We start from the raw sequence: 20,541 nt of genomic DNA, 5'->3' as shown, positions 1-20,541 counted from the left end.
GGCCGGCGTACAACCGGCCCCATCGATCTCACTCGACGCGCAGCACCGCTGCGCCCGCGACCATGCGTCCGATGACGTGGCCTTCGCTGCCCTGCTCCTCACGGATCGCCGCCAGCACCGCATCGACGCCGGACTCGGCGCAGGCGATCAACAGGCCGCCGCTGGTCTGCGGGTCGGTGATGAGCTTGCGCTGCCACTCCGGCGCATCGGCAGCCATCGCCACGTCGTCGCCGTAGCTCGCCCAGTTGCGCGTCGAGGCCCCGGTGGCGATGCCGTCGCGCACGAGCTTCTCGGCGGCGGCGATCTTCGGCAACGCATCGAAGTTCACGGTCGCGCCGAGCTTCGAACCGCGGCAGATCTCCAGCAGGTGCCCGGCCAGCCCGAAGCCGGTGACGTCGGTCACCGCATGCACGCCGCCCATGCCCGCGAGGCGTGCGCCGACGCGGTTGAGCAGCGTCGTCCAGCGCAGCATCTCGGCGTAGTCCGCATCCGCCAGCAGGCCCTTCTTGAGCCCCGCGGAGAGGATGCCGATGCCCAGCGGCTTGGTCAGGATCAGCACGTCGCCCGCCTGCGCGCCGGCGTTCTTCTTGACCTGCGCCGGATCGACGACGCCCAGCCCGACGAGGCCGTAGATCGGCTCCAGCACGTCGATGGAATGGCCGCCGGCGATCGGGATGCCGGCGTCGCGGCACACCGCGGCGCCGCCCTCGAGGATGCGGCCGATGACTTCGGGCGGCAGCTTGTCGAGCGGCATCCCGACGACAGCCAGCGCCATGATCGGACGCCCACCCATCGCGTACACGTCCGACAGCGCATTGGTCGCGGCGATACGGCCGAAATCGTAGGGGTCGTCGACGATGGGGGTGAAGAAATCGGTCGTCGCCACGATGGCCTGCCGCTCGTTCAGCTGGTACACCGCCGCATCGTCCGCGGTTTCGGTGCCGACGAGGAGCTCGGGCGGGACGATGCCGGCCGGCGCATGGGCGAGGAGCTTCGACAGCACGGCGGGCGCTATTTTGCAGCCGCATCCGCCGCCGTGGGAGAATTGCGTGAGTTTGATCTGATCCATGGATTCCGAAGGGGAAAGACGGCCGCCCGGCAAACACCGGCGCGCCGCGACAAGGCATGAAAAAAGGCATCGCGACCGTAGCACAGCTGGACACCTTTGACGAGTTCATCGACGCCCGCAGCCCCGCGGAATTCGAGGAAGACCACATCCCCGGCGCGATCAGCTGCCCGGTGCTGGACAACGAGCAGCGCGCCATCGTCGGGACGATCTACAAGCAGCAGTCGGCTTTCGCGGCGCGCCGCATCGGCGCCGCGATGGTCGCCGAGAACATCGCCCGCCACCTGCGCGAGCGCTTCCAGGACAAACCCAAGGACTGGCGCCCGCTGGTCTACTGCTGGCGCGGCGGCCAGCGCAGCGGCTCCTTCGTGACCTGGCTGCGGCTCATCGGCTGGGACGCATGCCAGCTCGAAGGCGGCTACAAGAACTGGCGCCGCATGGTCGTCACCGAACTGGAAACCCTGCCGCAGCGCTTCGACCTGCGCGTGATCTGCGGCGCAACCGGCAGCGGCAAGACGCGCGTGCTCGAACAACTCGCGGCGCTCGGCGCGCAGGTGCTCGATCTCGAGGATCTCGCCGCGCACAAGGGATCGGTGCTGGGCGCCCTGCCCGACCGTCCGCAACCGACGCAGAAGTCCTTCGAAACCAGCCTGTACGAAAAGCTGCACGGCTTCGACCCCGAGCGCCCGGTCTTCGTCGAGGCCGAAAGCCGCAAGATCGGCCGCATCCACCTGCCCGAAGGCCTCATCGCGCACATGCGGGCGAGCCCCTGCGTCGCGATCGAAGCGACCCGCGACGCGCGCATTGAGTTCCTGGTGCGCGACTACGACTATCTCGGCCGCGACGTGCCCGACCTGCAGAGCCGCATCGATTTCCTGCGCGGCCTGCAGAGCAACGAGATCATCGACCGCTGGAAGGATCTCGCCCGCCAGCACGACCTGCCCACGCTGTACGGGGAGTTCATCGACCTGCATTACGACCCGCTCTATCGGCGCTCGCAGAACCGCAACTTCGCGCGCTTCCCCGACGCCCCGAGCTTCGCCTGCGACGATCTCACCCCCGCCGGCATCCGCGAACTGGCGCAGAGGATCCTCGCGGCGCAGGCATGAGCGCCGTCACAGGCTCGCGACCGTGAGCCCGAACTTGTCGATGCGGTAGCGCAGCGTATCGCGGCTGATACCGAGCATGCGGGCCGCACGCGACACGTTCCAGCCGGTCTGGCGCAGCGCATCGAGCAGGGCCCGGCGCTCCATGTCCTCGAGCGTCTGCGACGCGGCGGGCGCGGCTGACGCGGCAGGCGCTGCGGAGGCGGACTCCGGCGCGGCATGGGGCAAGGACTGCACCGTGACGCCGGTCGACAGCGACAGCTGAGGAGCGTCGATGGTCGGCCCCGTCGCCAGCAGCACGGCCTGTTCGAGCACGTTGCGCAGCTCGCGCACGTTGCCCGGCCAGCAGTGCGCCAGCAGCAGCGCCTCCGCCTCGCGCGTCAGCGCCGGCGGGCTCTTGCCGTAGCGCGCGGCGTGGAGCGCGATGAAATGACGTGCCAGCGACAGGATGTCCGCACCACGCTCGCGCAGCGGCGGCAGGCTGAGCTGGAACACGCACAGGCGGAAGTAGAGGTCGGCGCGGAAACTGCCTTCGCGCACCAGGGTCTCCATCGGCCGATGCGTGGCCGCGACGATACGCACGTTCACGCGCTGGTCGCGCAGGCTGCCGATGCGCCGCACGGTCTTTTCTTCCAGCAATTTCAGCAGCTTGGCCTGCAGCGAGAGATCCATGTCGCCGATCTCGTCGAGGAACAGGGTACCCCCTTCGGCCGTCTCGACGAGGCCCAGCTTGCGCTCGCGCGCATCGGTAAAAGCGCCGCGTTCATAGCCGAACAGTTCGGATTCGAGCAGTTGTGCGGGAATCGACGCGCAGTTCAACTCGACGAAAGGCTTGTCGCGCCGCGGTCCGTTGAAGTGCAGGGCCCGCGCGACCAGCTCCTTGCCGGTCCCCGTTTCGCCCAGCACCAGCACCGCCGGCGCATCGGTATCCTGCAACTGCGATTCCGCGTCGAGCAACTGGCGCAGGGTGTTCTTCAGCGCCACCATGGGCGGGGAGTCGCCGAACAGGCTGGCCAGATCTGTGGCATCGGCCTCGCGGCGATGGTAGTAGTCCAGCGCGCTGTCGCGCTGCTTCTCGTCGAAAGCCTTGTCGATCAGCAGCTTGAGCTTGCCCAGCGCGACCGGCTTGGTCAGGAAATCGCGCGCCCCCGACTTCATCGCCTCCACGGCAAGTTCGACCGTGCCGTGCCCGGTGATCATGATGACGGGGATACCTGAATCGAAGGCCCGCACGCGCGTCAGTGCCTCCAAGCCGTTGAGGCCCGGAAGGTTGAAGTCGAGGATCACCGCGTCGGGCTTGAATACGTCGAGCATCGCCAGCCCATCCTCCGCGCTGCCGGCGACGCGCACGTCGTAGCCGCTGCGCTCGAGATAGATGCGGATGTTCTTGCCGAGAACTGCCTCATCCTCGATCACCAGAATCGCGCGCCCCATAGCCCTCCTCCTGCCGGATCGAACCCGTCATGCACACGTCAGCGTCAGGTGCACCGCAGTTCCGCAGCCCGGCGCGCTGTCGATTTCCATCGTGCCGCCGTAGCGCTCGACGATACGCCGGGCGAGCGCAAGGCCGACGCCCAGCCCCTGCGTCTTGGTCGTATAGAACGGTTTGCCCACCCGCTGCAACTGCTCTACGGTCATGCCGGGGCCGCTGTCGCGCACGGTGAGCACCACGTGGCGTCCGCCGCGCACGCTCTCGCAGCCGATTTCCAGCCGCCCGTCGGCCTGGATCGCCTCGATCGCGTTCGCGACCAGGCTGTGCAGGACCTGCGCGAGCAGCAGCGGGTCGCCATGCACGGCCGGCGCCTGGGGAGGCATCTGCAGCGAGGCGGTGATGTGGCGCCGGTGCAGTTCGCGCCCGAATTCCTCGACGCAGCGCGCCACGATGGGCGCGAGCGACACCGCGCCGGCCTTTTCGTCCAGCGGCCGCGAGTAGGAGAGCAGTTCGCGCACCCACGCTTCGAGCCGGTCGGATTCGGAAATGATGTCGCCCGCCGCCTCGCGTCCCGTCTCCTCGTCGGTGACCAGGATCAGCTCGGCGGAGCTGCGGATCGATGCGAGCGGATTGCGGATGCCGTGGGCGACAGCGGAGCTCATCTCCCCCACCACGGCCAGCGTCTCCGCATCGACCAGGCGGCGCTGCTGCTCGGAGATCAGCAGGTCCGCCCGCCGCACCATGCCGAACAGGGCGACATACAGGAAAAGCCCGGCCAGCGCGGCGCCGAACGCGATGTTGCGATTGAGCTGTTGCAGGGCATTGAACAGCGCCACGGGATTCTTGTAGAGCTCGATCGCGCCCAGCACCTTGCCGTCCGCGTCGCGCACCGGCAGGTAGATCTCGACGAAGAAGTTGGCCGCGCGTGCCAGATGCATGTGCTCCGCCTTTTCCCTGACCTCATGACGCTTGCCGTGAGCGACGAGCTGCCCCGCAAGGGCCTCGTCGAGCTCCTCGTTGGCGCCGAACTGCTGCCCGATCAACTCCGCCTCGCTCGACCACAGGATGCGGCGCGACGTATCGTAGAGATTCGCCCGCAGCACCCCCGGCATCAGTGCGAGATGGGAAAACGCCCCGCCCGGCTCGGCCACGCTGACCGGCTCGCGATCGACGAGGAGCTTGCGCATGGACTGCTCGGTCATGACCAGATTCTCGACCATCTCCATAGTCAGCTGGCCTTCCTGCCGGACCATGCGCTCGGTGACGAAATCCGAGATCAGGTATCCCGCAATCGCCGAGATCGACGCGATCGACAGCAGCCCGATCAGCGCGAACCAGCGACTCAGGTTGAACGGTCGCAACAACACGGGCGTCGCTCGTCTTTCGCGTCTGGTTCCGGTCATCGCACCATCCCCCCCGCCCGCACTCATACGCGCACTCAAGCCCGCAGACAATTCGCGTCCCCATGCATCGCCGGTGGAACCGGGAACGACACATGCGCATGTTAGACGCATGGAGAGGAAGTCGGCACTCATTCCGTGCCCCGCCCTTCAGGGCCCGGAGATGACGTGCTTCCCAACTCCGCCATCCGCAGCGCGTTCTCCTCGAGCCCGAACAGGTGGGCGAACACCCGTTGCCCCAGCTCGCCACGGCGCATGCTGCGCCGGAAGGAATGCGGCGAGCGCGGCAGCTGCTCGAAGCGTACCGGCGCCGCCAGCCCCAGTTCGGCGGCCCTGGCGTTGACCGCATCCACCCAACGGAGTCCGCGCTCCATCCGCGACAAGCCCTGCTCGACCATCACGCGCTCGGTCTTGCGCATCGCCGTGCCCTCGTGCACATCGCGCTCGCCCACCAGCACCCATCCCGGTACTGCAAGGAACCGGCCCAGTTCGAAGCCGCCCATCTTCAGGCGCTGGCTGTATCGTAACCCGTAGGGATAGCGGCGCTGCGCGTCCGGGAAGGTGTACCAGCCGGCCGAGCCGACCACGTAGCCGGCCACCCGGTCCGGATGGGCCATCGCGTAACGATGCACGAACTGGCCGCCCCCCGAAAAACCGAAGAGGTGCAGACGCTCCCCGCTGGCCCCGGTCGTACGCGCCACTTCGGCGACGATCGCCTCCATGACGGCGACCGGACTCTCGCCGCGCTCGTTCGCGCTCAGACGCTGGTAGCGGGGAAACCGTGCCTGCTCGTACAGCGGCGCCACCAGTACGACGCCGGCGCGCTCCGCGTACGGGGCAAACATGCTCACCTGCTCCCATGCATTGCGCGAGATGCCATGCACGGTGACGAGTATCGGCGCCCCGGCGCCGCCGCGCGACGGTACGTACACGACGTACTGCAGACTCGCGTCGGATTCGAGAACGCGCTGCTCGACCCGGCCGGGCGCAATCGGCACATCCGCCGCGGTCGAAGTCGAAACCACTTCCTTCGCGGACGTCCAACTCGCCTGCGGTATTGTCAGCGGCATGGGTACGGCTGCAGACATCCGGCACGGCGCGGCAGCGACGATTGCAGGCGGCGGCGGAGGCATTTCGCCACAGTCCATGAGCTCACCCCGCCGCATTGGCTTCACGCTGGAACAGCCGCCGGGTGCGGCTCACGCGGCCCATGAGCGCTTCCGGCGTGCCGGATTCGAGCAATCGTCCGGCCTCGACGTACCACACGAGGTCGGCCTGGATCATCCGCGCATAGCTGTGCGTCACCATCAGCGTGGTGCCGGCGAAACTGTCGAGAATCTGCACGAGACCGCGCGCCGAGACCGGGTCGAGGTTTGCGTCGGCCTCGTCCAGCAGCAGCACCGAGGGATTTCCGAGCAGAGCCCGCGCCCACGCGATGCGTTGGCGCTGTCCGTACGACAGATTGCCCCCCGCGTCCGCGACGCGCGTGCGCGCGCCGTCCGGCAAATCCGCCAGCAGTTCGTCGATGCCGCACAGGCCGGCCACGCGGGCGACTTCGGCATCCGGCGCGTCGGGCCAGCGATAGCGCAGATTGCGCTCGATCGAACCGCGCAGCAGCGGCAGGTCGGGCATCACGACGCCGAACGCGCGGCGCAGTTCGGACAACCGATACTGTCCGATCGGAACCCCGGCGATGAGGACTTCCCCGTTGTCCGGTTCGAGCAGGCGGGCCGCCATCGCGAGCAGGGTCGACTTGCCCGCCCCGCTCGGTCCGACGATCGCGACCATCGCCCCGGCAGGCGCACGCGCGCTGAAATTCCGCAATGCGGTCCCGCTCGACACGTCGCAGAACTCGATATCGACCGCCGCGCCGCACGCCGCAAGCGGCACCGGAGCGGGATTGCCGTTCTCCCGCAGCGATGTCACGAACCGCGGTGCAGCAAGGAAGGCGGCGAGCTTCTCCATCGACACGCGCGCCGAACGCCAGTAGCCGAGGGCCTGGCCGAAGTCGCGGAACGCCGGCGAGATCAGGCCGACCGCAGTGATCGCACCCACGACCTGCGAAGTCTTCAGCTCACCCGTCGCCACCTCGATCGCACCCGCGAGGAGCACCCCGGCGGTCGCGAAGGACGAGCTGAATTCCGCAGCGGATTTCAGCAGGGCCATGCCGCGCGTCTGCGCGACCATGGCGTCGGCGAGACCGGCCCCCTGCCGCTCGATCAGGGCGCGCTCGCGTGCGACCTGATCGAACACCTGCACCACGGCGATACCGCCGATCTTGTCATTCACGTTCGCCGCGAGGCGCGCCTGCCGCCGCCGTGCCTCGCGCACCGCGGGATCGACGCGCTCGCTGAGGAGCGCCAGCGTCACCGCCGCGCCGACGAAGCCCACGCTCGCGGCGAAGGCCATGACGCCATTGACCAGGGCCAGCACGGACAAGGCCACGCTTGCGCTCAACACGCCGACCGCAATTCTCGGCAAACCAAGGCTGATCCAGCGCCGGATCCCTTTTACATCGCCGACGAAGCGCAGGAACGTCGCGCCGCGGCTGCGTGCCTGCATGCGCCGCGGCGACTGCCCCGCCATGCCGTCGTAGAGTGCGAGCCGCAGTTCCGAAGCGTAGTCCTGCCCCAGACGCTCGGCCTGCACCCGCTCCATCACGCGCAAGGCCGCGAGCGCTGCCCCCGCGCCCAGCAGCGCGCCGATCAGCGCGAACGCCAGCCCCGAGCCCCCGGTGCGCTGATCGATCACGACGTCGAAGAAGCGATGCGTCAGCCAGGCGCAGGCCAACGCCACGACGGCCTGCGCAATGCCGTTGAGGGCCAGCCCGGCCAGCATGGTGCGCCGTGCCCCGGCCCACATGCGCGGCACGGCCGACGCTGCGCCCGGCATCACATGGCTCCCACGGCGAGGCTTTCCTCAGCCCGAAACCCCATGAAGTCGAGAATGCCGGGGCTGCGCAGCGCATCGAGATCGAGCACCTCGAGTCCGGTCGCATGGGCAGCCTCGCGCATCGCCAGCGGCGACGCCGTCAGCAGACCGCTCGCCGCCACCACGGGCAAGCCCATCGCGCGCAAGGACTGCACGCCGCCGGCCGACCCCATTGCATCGCCGGCCGCGAAGACCACCGCGTCGACCGCCCGTGCAAACGCCGGCGACTTCAGCAGCTGCGCGGTCTCGCGCTGGTACAGGCCATCCGCGACTTCGAACACCACCACATCGACGCCGCTCGCATACAGCACGTCCAGCAGCGTGGTCATCACCCGTTCCACATCCTGGGGCTCGGCGAGGTAGGTCGACGGCAGCCCGGCATCGGTGAAATCCAGCACCGACTGCGCGCCTGCATCGACCATCATCCAGATGTCGCAGCCCGCCCCCGTGCCCGTCACCTTCGCCGCCCCGACACGCAGTCCGGCACTCGCGAAGCCGCGGATCAGGTTCGACGCCGTCTCGGTCTTGCCGGCGTTCATCGAGGTTCCCACCACGGCGACAGTGAAGGCGCGGCGACCGTCGGCGCGCGGCGCATCCAGCGCGAAGTCGGCGAGATTGAGCGGGCGCCCGTTGCGATCGCCCAGCAGCCCCAGCGGCTGCACCACCGTCGCGCCGCGCATCTTGTCGTGACGCGTGATCACGCGCGCCGCCACCCCTCCCCCGGCGACCATGTGGCAGGGACCGAGATCGGACGGCACCTCGGCCTCGAACTGGTCGGGGGCGTAGCGGTTGCCGTAGGCCAGGACGATCTCGTCGCCCTCATACAAGCGTGCCCGCCGTCCCGAGGAGAGTTCCAGGTGGCGGTGCTGCCCGAGCTTGTCGACACGCGCAAGGATCAGATCGCCCACGCGCGGGACACGCGGGCCGCCGAGCAGGGTGACGAAAGCGGACGCCGGAACGCGGCGGGTCGTGTAAGGCGTCTTCAGGCGGGCGACACGGTTGGCATTGAGCAGGGTGACGTTGGGGGTATTCATTTTTCGGCCTCCGCTAGGTTGGCTGGTTATCCCCGGACTGGACCGCCGGGTTTGATGCCTTCCATGCACGTGGCGTGCCATCGATGAAAAACACGCCCACCGTCAATGACCGCGCCGTCCGCAGCCGAGACGGCCATTTCAGGGCCTAGTGCGAAAACCCCCACCTGGGGCATATCCCCCATCTCGTGCAGCAAGTTCGGGGGATGCTACCCACGCTTTTCCTCACTCCGATGCGGGCGGCAGCGCAGTCGCGTCCGCCGGACGCCTGACCGCGCACACGCGCTGCACGACCGCCGCTTTCGGCCGCTCCACGACCCCCTGCTCGAACGCGAGCACCGTGAAACCCGCTCCCAGGCAGCCGAGCAGCTCACCCGGACGCAGCAGGAACTCGGGACTCGACGGGCGCCCGAAGCGCTCGTTGCCCAACATGAAAGTCTCGTAGAGCAGCACGCCGCCGGGCCCGACACATGCGAGCATGTCGGCGAAGCGCGGCCGGAACAGGTAGTTCGTGACGACCACCGCGTCGAAGACCTCACCGGCCAGCGGCCACGGGCCATCCTCGAGATCCTCGCAGCGCGGCTCGATGCGCGGCACCCCCTCCAGCGTTGCGAGGGCCTCGGCGTTGCGGTCCACCGCCACGACGCGGAAGCCGCGCGCCGCGAACAGGCGTGCATGGCGTCCGCTGCCGCAGGCGTAATCGAGCACCGTGCCGCCCGGCGCCACCAGCGGCAGGAAGCGGCGCACCCACGCCGAGGTTTCGCCCGGCTGCGGGTGGCCGACCGGGATCGCCTCGCTCATCGATCGATGCCCGCGACGCAGATCGACTTGATCTCGAGGTATTCCTCGATGCCATACACCGACCCCTCGCGCCCGAGGCCGGACTGCTTGATGCCGCCGAAGGGGGACACCTCGTTCGACATCAGTCCGGTATTGACGCCGACCATGCCGTACTCGAGCTCCTCCGAGACGCGGAAAATGCGCCCGACGTCGCGCGAATAGAAATACGCCGCCAGACCGTATTCCGTGTCGTTGGCCATGCGGATCGCCTCCTCCTCGGTGTCGAAGCGGAACAGCGGCGCCACGGGACCGAAAGTTTCCTCGCGCGCGACGCGCATCGCCGGCGTCACGTCGGCCAGCACCGTGGGTTCGAAGAAGGATCCGCCCAGTGCGTGGCGCCGGCCCCCGATCATCACCCGCGCGCCCTTCCCCACCGCGTCCGCGATGTGGCTCTCGACCTTGGCGACGGCCGCGTCGTCGATCAGTGGCCCGATATTCACCCCGTCCGCGGTCCCGGGGCCGACCCGCAGCGTCTTCACCGCTTCCGCAAGGCGCTCGGCGAAGCGGTCGTAGATGCCCGACTGGACCAGCAGGCGGTTCGCACACACGCAGGTCTGGCCGGCGTTACGGTACTTCGACCCCATCGCGCCCTCCACCGCGGCATCCAGGTCCGCGTCGTCGAAAACGATGAAGGGCGCGTTGCCGCCGAGTTCCAGAGACAGCTTCTTCAGCGTCGGCGCGCACTGCCCCATCAGCAGGCGCCCCACCTCGGTCGATCCCGTGAAGGACAGCTTGCGCACGACGGGGCTCGAAGTGAGCTCGCCGCCGATCGCCACCGGATCGCCGGTGACGACGTTGAACACCCCCTTCGGGAAACCGGCCTTCTCGGCCAGCGCCACCAGCGCCAGCGCCGTCAGCGGCGTCTGCTCCGCGGGCTTCACGATCACCGTGCAGCCCGCGGCGAACGCCGGCGCGACCTTGCGCGTGATCATCGCCGCGGGGAAATTCCACGGCGTGATCGCCGCGCACACCCCCACCGGCTGGCGGATCACCAGCAGGCGGCGGTCCTGGCCCACGGTCGGGATCACGTCGCCCATGGTGCGCTTCGCCTCCTCGGCGAACCACTCGGCAAAGGACGCCGCATACGTCACCTCACCCTTCGCCTCCGCCAGCGGCTTGCCCTGCTCGGCGGTCATGATCGCCGCCAGTTCGTCGGCCGCGTCCACGATCAACGCGAACCAGCGCCGCAGCAACGTCGCGCGCTCCTTCGCCAGCGTGCGTCGCCACGCAGGCAACGCCGCATTCGCCGCGGCGATGGCGCGCGCCGTCTCTGCGGCGCCCATGTCGGGAACGTGCGCGATCGTTTCACCGGTTGCCGGATTGCGGACGGCGAAGGTCGCGCCCGAGTCGGCGTCCGACCAGCAGCCGTCGATATATGCCTGGCGGCGGAAATTGGGGTAGTCGGCGATATTCTTCATGATGGGGGAATTGGTCCGTGTAGCCCGAAAAGCCTTGGGGAACGTTGATTCTAGTCGCGGCGCCGCGCATGCGCACGGACGTCGCCTCGCCGTGCACGCGGGATGCCCGACCGGCCTTGCGGTTCGTACTGATCCGATATCGTTAGCGTTTATGTCACAATAAGATTTGTGCACTGCGGTAAACTTGAGTTTCACGTACGGTGAACCAGACTGCATCACCACGAACACGATTCACGCGGCATGGCCGGCAGCAGCGCGCCGCAACTGGCGGACGGCCACTGACGAACCTGGATCCAGGCAAATGACAATGAAAGAAAAGCACTACCTCAGCCCGCTGCTCGAACCGAAATCGGTCGGAGTCATCGGCGCCAGCGAGCGCGAGAACTCGATCGGCCACGTGGTCGTGCGCAACATGCTCGACGCCGGCTTCCGCGGACGCCTGTTCGCGGTGAACCCCAAGCACGAATCCGTGCTCGGCGTTCCATGCCACAAGTCGGTCGAAGACGTGCCGCACCGGCTCGATCTGGCCGTCATCGCCGTGCCGGCCGAGAAGATCCTCGCCGTCGTCGAAGGCTGCGGCCGTGCCGGGGTCAAGGCGATCATCATCCTGTCCGCCGGCTTTTCCGAAAGCGGCCCGCGCGGCGCCACCCTCGAGCGCCACGTCGTCGAGGCCGCGCGCCGCTACCGCATCCGCCTGCTGGGCCCCAACTGCCTCGGCATCATGCGCCCGGAACTCGGCCTGAACGCGACCTTCGCCCACGTCAGCGCGACCAAAGGCACCATCGGCCTGATCTCGCAGTCCGGGGCGCTGGTCACCTCCATCCTCGACTGGGCCAAGCCGAACAACATCGGTTTCTCCACCGTCGTCTCGCTCGGCTCCTCGAGCGACATCGACTTCGGCGAAATCCTCGAATTCATGATCTCGGACCCGCGGACCGAGAGCATCATCATGTACGTCGAAGGCATTCGCGATGCGCGCCGCTTCATGAGTGCGCTGCGCGGCGCCGCGCGTGTGAAACCCGTGCTGCTGATCAAGGTCGGCCGCCATCCGCAGGGTGCCCGCGCGATCCGTTCGCACTCCGGCTCGGTGAGCGGCGACGACACGGTGTTCGACGCCGCCCTGCGCCGCGCCGGCGTCATCCGCCTGTACAACATGGGCCAGCTCTTCGCCGCCGCGAACGCGCTGTTCTCGCACTTCCGCCCGCGCGGCAACCGCCTCGCGATCGTCACCAACGGCGGCGGGCCCGGCGTCATGGCTGTCGACCGTGCCGCCGACCTCGGAATCCCGCTCTCGGAGTTCTCCGAGGGGACGATGGAAAAACTCAACACGATCCTGCCCAACGGCTGGTCGCGGGCCAATCCCATCGACATGCTCGGCGATGCCGACGTCGAGCGCTACAAGAAGACGCTGCAGGCCGTGCTGGAAGGCCCCAACGTCGACGGCGTGCTGGTGATGCTCACGCCGCAGGCGATCACCGATCCCACCGCCGTGGCCGAAGCCATCGTCGAGGTGGAAAAGACCGCCGACAAGCCGGTCGTCACCTGCTGGATGGGTGAGGAGCTCGTGCGCGAGGGACGCAAGACCTTCGAAGCCGCGGGGATTCCCACCTTCCGCACGCCCGAACCGGCCGTCGAGCTCTTCAGCCACCTGTCCGCGTACTACCGCAACCAGAAGCTGCTGATGCAGACGCCGGCCTCGCTGTCGCATCTGAAGCCGCCGAGCATCGAAAGCGCCCGTCTGGTCATCGAGACCGCGCTCGCCGAGCGCCGCAAGGTGCTCAACGAGATGGAATCCAAGGCGCTGCTCGCGGCCTTCCGCATCCCCATCGCGCAGACCGTCGTGGCCCGCTCCGCCACCGAGGCGATGGTGCTGGCCGAAGAGATCGGCCTGCCCGTCGTCATGAAGATCGACTCGCCGTCGATCATCCACAAGGCCGACTCGGGCGGCGTGCGCCTGAACCTCGGCAGCCTCGCCGCGGTACGCACCGCCTACCAGGAAATCCTCGAGGACGTCCGCCGCAACAAGCCGGACGCCGCCATCAACGGCGTCGCGATCGAGCCGATGATCATGAAGCGCAACGGGCGCGAGCTGGTCGTCGGCGTGCGCCGCGATCCCGTCTTCGGGCCGGTGATCACCTTCGGCGAGGGCGGCAACCGCGTCGAAGCCAACAAGGATCTCGCCGTCGCGCTGCCGCCGCTGAACAACTACCTCGTGCACGACCTCATCAAGTCGTCGCGGGTTGCCAGCCTGCTGGGCGAATTCCGCACCATGCCGCCGGTTGACATGGAGGCTCTGGAATTCGTGCTGCTGCGCGTGTCGGAAATGGTCTGCGAACTGCCGTGGATCACAACGCTGGAGATCAACCCCCTCATCGTCGACGAACACGGCGCCGTCGCCGTGGACGCGCGCGTCACGGTCGAGAACGTCTCGCCGTCGGTGGACCGCTACGCCCATATGGCGATCCACCCCTACCCCTCGCAGCTCACCAGCACCTGGACGCAGCCCGACGGCACCATCGTCACGATCCGCCCGATCAAGCCCGAAGACGCCGAGCTCGAAGTCGAGTTCGTGCGCAAGCTCTCGTCGGAATCGAAGTACTACCGCTTCATGAACACCATGCGCGAACTGCCGCCCGCGATGGTCGCGCGCCTGACGCAGATCGACTACGACCGCGAAATGGCCTTCCTCGCGACGATCCCCGGCGAGGATGGCGTGACCGAGGTCGAGGTCGGCGTGTGCCGCTACGCCGTCAACCCCGACGGCGAGTCCTGCGAATTCGCGGTCGTCGTCGCCGACGACTGGCAACACCGCGGCCTCGCGCGCAAGCTCATGGGCGTGCTCATCGAAACCGCGCGCAACAAGGGGCTGCTGTACATGAACGGCGTGTTCCTGGCCAACAACGAGCGCATGCTCAAGTTCGTGCAGGGCCTCGGCTTCGTGCTTTCCAGCGACCCCGAGGACAGCACCGTCAAGCTCGGCGTGCTCGCGCTGCAGGACTGAACGCCAGCGATGCCAGCCACTATCGAAACCATCGACTTCCACGGCCAGCCGGCCCTCGCACTCGCCACGCAGGCGGGCGCCCGCGCCGTCGTGTCGCTTTTCGGCGCCCAGGTCCTGTCGTGGATCCCTCCCGGCAGCGAGGAACGTCTCTACCTCAGCCCCGCCGCCGTCAACGACGGCAGCTCCGCAATCCGCGGCGGCATCCCGGTGTGCTTCCCGCAGTTCGCAGGACTCGGCAAGCTCCCGAAGCACGGCATCCTGCGCACCCGCCCGTCGGTCGTGAACGAACAACGCACCGGTGACGACTACGCGCTCGTCACGCTGCGCTTCACCGAGACCGACGAGACCTGGGCGATCTGGCCGCAGAACTTCGTCGCCGAACTGACGGTGGTCGTCGACGGCGGACGCCTCGATGTCGAACTCGAAGTCGAGAACACCGGCCACGCCCCGTTCGCCTTCACTGCGGCGCTGCACACCTACCTGCGCGTGCGTGAAGTCGAGAACGCACGCCTCGAAGGCCTCTACGGCCACAACTACCGCGACTCCGCCGACCACGACCGCATCAAGCGCGACTCCGGCGACGTGGTCGTCGTCGAGGACGAAACCGATCGCGTCTACCATGACGTGAAGCGCCCGCTGCTGCTGCGCGACGGCAACCGCAACCTCGGCATCAACGCGGAAGGATTCCCCGACGTCGTCGTGTGGAACCCTTGGGAAGAGCGCTGCGCCGCGCTCGCCGACATGCCCGCCAACGGCTTCCGCCACATGCTGTGCGTCGAGGCCGCCGCCGCGCGCCAGCGCATCGAACTCGACGCCGGCGAAAGCTGGGTCGGGCGCCAGAGCCTGATCGCGCTCTGACGCGACAATTTCTGCAACCGGGCGGCGCTTGCACATGCAAGCCCGCCTGTTGCACCATCGCCCCCCTCTTTCCAGACAAACGGCGCTGCCCGCGCACGCGCCCGCCAGAATCCATGCTTCCGCCGATCGAACACCGCATCGCCGCAGAACTCGCCGCCCAGCCTCGCCAGGTGGTCGCCGCCATCCAGCTCCTCGACGAAGGCGCCACCGTGCCCTTCATCGCGCGCTACCGCAAGGAAGTCACCGGCGGCCTCGACGACACCCAGCTGCGCAACCTCGAAGAACGCCTCGGCTACCTGCGCGAACTCGAGGATCGCCGCGCCGCCGTGGTCGCGTCGATCACCGAACAGGGCAAAATGACCGACGCCCTCGCCGCCGAAATCGCCTCCGCCGAGACCAAGCAGCGCCTCGAAGACCTCTACCTCCCGTACAAGCAGAAGCGCCGCACCAAGGCGCAGATCGCCCGCGAGGCCGGCATCGAGCCGCTCGCGCTGGCCTTGCTGGAAAATCCGAACCTGGTCCCGGAGACGGAAGCCGAACGCTATTTCAATGCCGACGCGGGCTTCGCCGACGTCAAGAGCGTGCTCGACGGCGCGCGCCAGATCCTCATCGAACGCTTCGCCGAGGACGCCGAACTGCTCGGCACGCTGCGCTCCTGGCTGCAGGAAAACGGCCAGGTCAGCTCGACGGTGATCGAAGGCAAGGAAACCGAGGGGGCGAAGTTCCGCGACTGGTTCGATTTCCGCGAACCCGTCGCCACCATGCCCTCGCACCGTGCGCTGGCGCTGCTGCGCGGCCGCAACGAAGGCATGCTGCGCCTTGCGCTCACCGTCGACCAGCCCGACCCGGACGCACCGCACCCCTGCGAAGGCCGTATCGCCGCACGCTTCGGCATCCGCGACCAGGGCCGCGCGGCCGACCGCTGGCTGCGCGACAGCGTGCGCTGGGCGTGGAGCGTGAAGATTTCGCTGCACCTCGAACTCGAACTGATGAACGAGCTGCGCGAGCGGGCCGAAGAGGAAGCGATCCGCGTGTTCGCACGCAACCTCAAGGATCTGCTGCTCGCCGCCCCGGCCGGCGCGCGCTGCACGATGGGCCTCGACCCCGGCATCCGCACCGGCGTGAAAATCGCGGTCATCGACCGCACCGGCAAGCTCGTCGATACCGCGACGATCTACCCCTTCGAGCCGCGCCGCGACCGCGAAGGCTCCCTCGCGACGCTGGCCGCCATGGCGAAGAAACACGCGGTAGACCTGGTTGCCATCGGCAATGGCACCGCCTCGCGCGAAACCGACAAGCTCGTCGCCGACCTGATGGAAGCGCTGCCGCAACTGCGCCTGACCCGGGTCACGGTGTCGGAGGCCGGCGCGTCCGTGTATTCCGCGTCCGAACTCGCCGCGCGCGAATTCCCGGATCTCGACGTGTCCCTGCGCGGCGCCGTGTCGATCGCCCGCCGCCTGCAGGACCCGCTCGCCGAACTCGTCAAGATCGACCCGAAGTCGATCGGCGTCGGCCAGTACCAGCACGACGTCAACCAGTCGCGCCTCGCGAAGAGCCTGGATGCCGTCGTCGAGGACTGCGTGAACGCCGTCGGTGTCGACGTGAACACCGCCTCGGCGGCGCTCCTCGCGCGCATCTCCGGCCTCAACGCCACGCTCGCCGGCAACATCGTCGAGCACCGCGACGCCAACGGCCCCTTCGCGAGCCGCGACGCGCTGAAGAAGGTGCCGCGCCTCGGCCCCAAGACCTTCGAGCAGGCCGCCGGCTTCCTGCGCATCCCCAACGGCGACAACCCGCTGGACGCCTCGTCCGTGCACCCCGAAGCCTACCCGGTCGTCGAACGCATCCTCGCCAAGGTGAGCAAGAACGTGCGCGAGCTGATGGGCAACGCGAGCTTCCTGAAAACCCTGCGCCCGGTCGAATTCACCGACGAGCGCTTCGGCCTGCCGACCGTGCAGGACATCCTCGCCGAGCTCGAGAAACCCGGCCGCGACCCGCGCCCGGAATTCCGCACCGCCTCGTTCCGCGATGGCGTCGAGACACTCAAGGATCTCGCCCCGGGGATGATGCTCGAAGGCGTCGTTACGAACGTCACCAACTTTGGTGCCTTCGTCGACATCGGCGTCCATCAGGACGGCCTCGTGCATATCTCGGCGCTGTCCGAGCGCTTCGTGAAGGATCCGCACAGCGTCGTGAAGGCCGGCCAGGTCGTGAAGGTAAAGGTGCTGGAGGTCGACCTGCCGCGCAACCGCATCGCGCTGACGATGCGCATGAGCGACGAACCGTCCGCAGCCCGCCCGGCCGGCGGGGCGCGCGACAACGCCCCGCGTGGCCGCAGCGACGCACCGCGCCAGGACCGCAATGCGCAGCGCGGAACGTCGCGCGGCAACGACCGCCCCGCCGCCGCCGGCGCGATGGCCGACGCGCTGGCCCGCGCGCTGCGCAAGTAAGCGCCGCCGCCCCACCGAAAGCACGACGATGAACACGACGATCTACGGCATCAAGAACTGCGATACGATGAAAAAGGCCTTCGCCTGGCTCGACGCGCAGGGCATCGCCTACACTTTCCACGATTACCGCAAATCCGGCATCTCCCCCGATACGCTCGCGCGCTGGTGCGACCGCCTCGGCTGGGAGGCCCTGGTCAACACGCGCGGCACGACCTGGCGCAAGCTCGATCCCGCGCAGCAGACGATCGCCTGCGCCGCGGACGCCATCGCACTGATGGCCGCGCACACCAGCGTCATCCGCCGGCCGGTGATCGAGACCGCATCGGGCGAGACCATCGCCGGATTCGACCCCGAACGCCTCACGGCGCTGTTCGCCCGGGAAGGAGCCCGACCATGAAGGACCACAAGAGCTACGTGCGCCGTTTCCTGCTCGAAGACCTCGACATCCGCGGCGCCGTGGTGCGCCTGGACGACGTCTGGCAGGCGCTGCAGAAGGGGCGCAACTACCCGCGCAACGTCGGCACCCTGCTCGGCGAGATGAGCGCCGTGTCCGCGCTGATCTCCGCCAACCTCAAGCAGTCGGGCCGCCTCACCTTCCAGGTGCAGGGCCACGGCCCGGTGCGCCTGCTCGTCATCGACTGCAACGAGGCCCTGAACCTGCGCGGCTTCGCGGCCTTCGAAGACCACGTTCCCGACGGCGATCGCCTGTCGGAACTGGTCGGCGACGGCATCCTGCAACTCACGCTCGACGTCGCGGGCATGGACCAGCCGTACCAGAGCCTCGTCCCGCTCGAAGGCAACAGCATCGCCGCGGTGTTCGAGCATTACCTGCAGCAGTCCGAACAGCAGCCGGCCGGCCTGTGGCTCGCGTGCAGCAAGGACGCCGCCGCCGCGCTGTTCCTGCAGAAGCTGCCCGGCGCGGATGCGTGCGACGAGGACGGATGGTCACGCGCGCACCAGTTCGCGCAGACCGTCACGCGCGAGGAACTCCTCGCGCTCGATCCCGAGACCCTGCTCGGCCGCCTGTTCGCCGAGGAAACGGTGCGCCTGTACGACGCACGCCCGGTAATCCATGACTTCCCGCCCGACCGCGACAAGATCATCGCGATGCTGCGCGCACTCGGCGAAAGCGAAGTCCGCCGCATCTACGCCGAGCACGGCGAGCTGATCGTGCGCGACGACCTGTCGAACCACGAATACCGTTTCGAACCCGACGAAATAGACGAATTCTTCGACGCGGGCCCTGGCAGCATCGAATCGCCTCCGACCCTGCACTGAGACGCCCCGCAAGGTGCTGACGGCGCATGACAACATGCACCGCGAGAACCTTGCCCGATTCCCTTGTCGTCAGTAGACTTTAAAGCTTTTCGGCCTCTTCGCACCCATGTCCGCACCCAACGCCGCCCGTTCGATCGAGTTCCGCAACGCAACGCTCGGCGCCACCATCGCGGTCCTGCGCGAAACCGAACCGGCACGGCTCGCCGATGCCCTGCACCTGATGCTCGGCGGCATGCCCGACTTCTTCAACGGCGAAGCGGCCGTGCTGGATTTCTCCGGCGTGAGCGCGCATCCCGAACGCATCGACTGGGTCGGCCTCGCGAGCCTGTTCCGCCGCTACCGGCTGCAACCCGTCGGCGTGCGCAGCCTGCCCGAGGCGCTCGCCGCGTCGGCGCGTCAGGCAGGCCTGGCGATCCTGGACGACGCCGAACTGCGTGAGCGCCAGGGGGCCGCTCCCGCCCCACCGGCGCGCCCGGACCCTGCTCCGGCCGCACAGCCCGCGCCGGCTCCCGCCGCGGCGCCGGCACCCGGCGGGAACACGCTCTACATCGACCGCCCGCTGCGTTCCGGCCAGCAGGTGTATGCCCGCGGCGGCGACCTCGTGCTCCTCGCCGGCGTCAGCAACGGCTCCGAAGTCATCGCCGACGGCAGCATCCACTGTTACGGGCCACTGCGCGGCCGCGCACTGGCCGGCGCTCGCGGCGACACCGAAGCCCGCATCGTGACGACCAATTTCGGCCCCGAACTGGTGTCGATCGCAGGCATCTACCGCACCTTCGAACAAGGTATTCCCGCCTCCGTCGCGGGCCGGGCGGCACTCGTGCGCCTCACGGCCGGCGGCACCGAACAGAAACTTGACATCGAATCGCTGCAACTCGGCTGAGCGCAGCGCACACTTTCAGGAAGGACATACCGTGACTCGTGTCGTCGTCGTAACTTCGGGCAAGGGTGGCGTGGGCAAGACCACCACCAGCGCCGCCTTTTCCTCCGGCCTGGCCCTGCGGGGCTTCAAGACGGCCGTCATCGACTTCGACGTCGGCCTGCGCAACCTCGACCTGATCATGGGCTGCGAGCGCCGCGTCGTGTATGACCTCATCAATGTCATCAACGGCGACGCCAAGCTCAACCAGGCGCTCATCAAGGACAGGCACTGCGACAACCTCTTCGTGCTGCCCGCATCGCAGACGCGCGACAAGGATGCGCTGACCGAGGAAGGCGTCGAGAAGGTCATCCACGACCTCGAGCACATGGGTTTCGACTACATCGTGTGCGACTCCCCCGCCGGCATCGAACGCGGCGCGGTGCTCGCGCTGACCTTCGCCGACGAGGCGATCGTCACGACCAACCCGGAAGTCTCGTCGGTGCGCGACTCCGACCGCATCCTCGGCATCCTGCAGTCCAAGTCCCGCCGCGCCGCGGAAGGCAAGGAGCCGGTCAAGGAACACCTGCTCGTCACCCGTTACTCGCCCAAGCGCGTCGACGAGGGCGAGATGCTGTCCTACAAGGACGTGCAGGAACTGCTGCGCGTGCCGCTGATCGGCGTGATCCCCGAGTCCGAATCCGTGCTCCAGGCCTCGAACCAGGGCACGCCCGCCATCCACCTGAAGGGCTCCGACGTCTCCGAAGCCTACACCGACGTGGTCGCGCGCTTCCTCGGCGAAACCCGCGAACTGCGCTACGTGAACTACGAGAAGCCGGGCCTGATCAAGCGCCTGTTCGGAGGCAAGTAA

General features: G+C 68.1%; 16 protein-coding genes. 8 read left to right on the top strand and 8 right to left on the bottom strand.

The genetic code is table 11. The features are described from left to right. Nucleotides 1–28 precede the first annotated feature (28 nt). Complete coding sequence (selD, locus tag BW991_RS19275; protein ID WP_076603750.1) at nucleotides 29–1,069, bottom strand: selenide, water dikinase SelD; 1,041 nt, start codon at nucleotides 1,067–1,069, stop codon at nucleotides 29–31. A gap of 56 nt (nucleotides 1,070–1,125) precedes the next feature. On the opposite strand from selD, the gene mnmH reads away from it, so the two are divergent. Further along, the gene (gene mnmH, locus BW991_RS19270) at nucleotides 1,126–2,175 is read left to right on the top strand and encodes a tRNA 2-selenouridine(34) synthase MnmH (RefSeq protein WP_076603749.1); all 1,050 of its coding nucleotides are present in this window, start codon (nucleotides 1,126–1,128) and stop codon (nucleotides 2,173–2,175) included. Nucleotides 2,176–2,181: 6 nt separating this feature from the next. Here mnmH and BW991_RS19265 read toward each other — a convergent pair whose 3' ends face one another. The 7 genes from BW991_RS19265 to BW991_RS19235 form a co-directional block, all read right to left on the bottom strand. Further along, nucleotides 2,182–3,606, bottom strand: coding sequence for a sigma-54-dependent transcriptional regulator (locus BW991_RS19265; protein WP_076603748.1), 1,425 nt, complete (start codon nucleotides 3,604–3,606; stop codon nucleotides 2,182–2,184). Nucleotides 3,607–3,633: 27 nt separating this feature from the next. Further along, nucleotides 3,634–5,007: a sensor histidine kinase gene (locus BW991_RS19260; RefSeq protein WP_076603747.1), complete on the bottom strand. Its 1,374-nt coding sequence runs from the start codon at nucleotides 5,005–5,007 to the stop codon at nucleotides 3,634–3,636. Between the two features lie 128 nt (nucleotides 5,008–5,135). After that, entirely contained in the window at nucleotides 5,136–6,074 is a 939-nt protein-coding gene (locus BW991_RS19255) for an alpha/beta hydrolase family protein (RefSeq protein ID WP_139335959.1), read from the bottom strand. An 82-nt stretch (nucleotides 6,075–6,156) separates the two neighbouring features. Then, nucleotides 6,157–7,896, bottom strand: coding sequence for an ABC transporter ATP-binding protein (locus BW991_RS19250; RefSeq protein ID WP_076603745.1), 1,740 nt, complete (start codon nucleotides 7,894–7,896; stop codon nucleotides 6,157–6,159). Then, nucleotides 7,896–8,969 (bottom strand): P-loop NTPase family protein, encoded by a 1,074-nt coding sequence (locus tag BW991_RS19245; protein WP_076603744.1) that lies wholly within the window; start codon nucleotides 8,967–8,969, stop codon nucleotides 7,896–7,898. The genes BW991_RS19250 and BW991_RS19245 overlap by 1 nt, the downstream gene beginning before the upstream one ends. A gap of 222 nt (nucleotides 8,970–9,191) precedes the next feature. Beyond that, entirely contained in the window at nucleotides 9,192–9,767 is a 576-nt protein-coding gene (locus BW991_RS19240) for a class I SAM-dependent methyltransferase (protein WP_076603743.1), read from the bottom strand. Further along, entirely contained in the window at nucleotides 9,764–11,224 is a 1,461-nt protein-coding gene (locus BW991_RS19235) for an NAD-dependent succinate-semialdehyde dehydrogenase (RefSeq protein ID WP_076603742.1), read from the bottom strand. The genes BW991_RS19240 and BW991_RS19235 overlap by 4 nt, the downstream gene beginning before the upstream one ends. A gap of 307 nt (nucleotides 11,225–11,531) precedes the next feature. On the opposite strand from BW991_RS19235, the gene BW991_RS19230 reads away from it, so the two are divergent. The 7 genes from BW991_RS19230 (at nucleotide 11,532) to minD (ending at nucleotide 20,541) form a co-directional block, all read left to right on the top strand. Then, complete coding sequence (locus BW991_RS19230; RefSeq protein ID WP_076603741.1) at nucleotides 11,532–14,225, top strand: bifunctional acetate--CoA ligase family protein/GNAT family N-acetyltransferase; 2,694 nt, start codon at nucleotides 11,532–11,534, stop codon at nucleotides 14,223–14,225. Between the two features lie 9 nt (nucleotides 14,226–14,234). Then, the gene (locus BW991_RS19225; RefSeq protein ID WP_076603740.1) at nucleotides 14,235–15,083 is read left to right on the top strand and encodes a D-hexose-6-phosphate mutarotase; all 849 of its coding nucleotides are present in this window, start codon (nucleotides 14,235–14,237) and stop codon (nucleotides 15,081–15,083) included. A 113-nt stretch (nucleotides 15,084–15,196) separates the two neighbouring features. Continuing rightward, nucleotides 15,197–17,533: a Tex family protein gene (locus BW991_RS19220; RefSeq protein WP_076603739.1), complete on the top strand. Its 2,337-nt coding sequence runs from the start codon at nucleotides 15,197–15,199 to the stop codon at nucleotides 17,531–17,533. A 28-nt stretch (nucleotides 17,534–17,561) separates the two neighbouring features. Then, nucleotides 17,562–17,930 carry an ArsC family reductase gene (locus BW991_RS19215; protein WP_076603738.1) on the top strand — a complete coding sequence of 123 codons (369 nt, stop codon included), beginning with the start codon at nucleotides 17,562–17,564 and terminating at the stop codon, nucleotides 17,928–17,930. Further along, nucleotides 17,927–18,811, top strand: a complete 885-nt coding sequence (gene hslO / locus BW991_RS19210) for an Hsp33 family molecular chaperone HslO (protein WP_076603737.1) — start codon at nucleotides 17,927–17,929, stop codon at nucleotides 18,809–18,811. Before BW991_RS19215 ends, hslO begins: the two co-directional genes overlap by 4 nt. A 106-nt stretch (nucleotides 18,812–18,917) precedes the next feature. Then, a complete protein-coding gene (gene minC / locus BW991_RS19205; RefSeq protein ID WP_076603736.1) occupies nucleotides 18,918–19,694 on the top strand; it encodes a septum site-determining protein MinC in 777 nt (258 codons plus the stop codon). 31 nt (nucleotides 19,695–19,725) lie between these two features. Beyond that, complete coding sequence (minD, locus tag BW991_RS19200; protein ID WP_076603735.1) at nucleotides 19,726–20,541, top strand: septum site-determining protein MinD; 816 nt, start codon at nucleotides 19,726–19,728, stop codon at nucleotides 20,539–20,541.

Source organism: Aromatoleum tolulyticum (genome assembly GCF_900156155.1).
Lineage (GTDB): Bacteria > Pseudomonadota > Gammaproteobacteria > Burkholderiales > Rhodocyclaceae > Aromatoleum > Aromatoleum tolulyticum.
The sequence above is the reverse complement of the archived record's forward strand: the minus strand, read 5'-3'. Positions and strand labels throughout refer to the sequence as shown.